Annotated in this window: 1 protein-coding gene; it reads right to left on the bottom strand. The window is 41.4% G+C overall.

Annotated features, from left to right (window positions below; genetic code table 11):
* A partial coding sequence (locus OSQ85_RS14035) for a hypothetical protein (protein WP_265823935.1) occupies positions 1-403 on the bottom strand: 403 nt, incomplete at both ends.

The raw sequence follows: 403 nt of genomic DNA, 5'->3' as shown, positions 1-403 counted from the left end.
ACACAAAGAAGATGCCTTGCAATACTTTCTCCCTTTATCTGACACTTAGACAAGGTATGAGTGTCTATATGAGCCAATTCTCCTGCCTTCTCTTTTATAATACGCCTCCTGTTAGCCTTATGCTCCTCTTTCAGACGGTTAAGACCGTGACGCTTGAATATATTATATATACCAGAAGGCGAAGGTGTATATTTCTTTAGTTTATCCTGAAGTAAAAAGTGTATCTCATAACGGTTGCAGCCCTGTCTGCGAAGCTCCAGAACCTTGTTCTCTATATAAGCAAGAGGAGTTCGGGAGGCATACTTCGGACCACGCTTACGAGGAAGAAGAGAATCCCTGTTACCACTCTGCTTATAACGGTTGTAATACTTTAAAAAAGCACGCCTGTCTGTATCGTAAAACT

It is taken from the genome of Geovibrio ferrireducens, from assembly GCF_026226615.1.
Classification (GTDB): Bacteria; Chrysiogenota; Deferribacteres; order Deferribacterales; family Geovibrionaceae; genus Geovibrio; species Geovibrio ferrireducens.
This window is presented reverse-complemented; position numbering and strand designations above follow the sequence as displayed.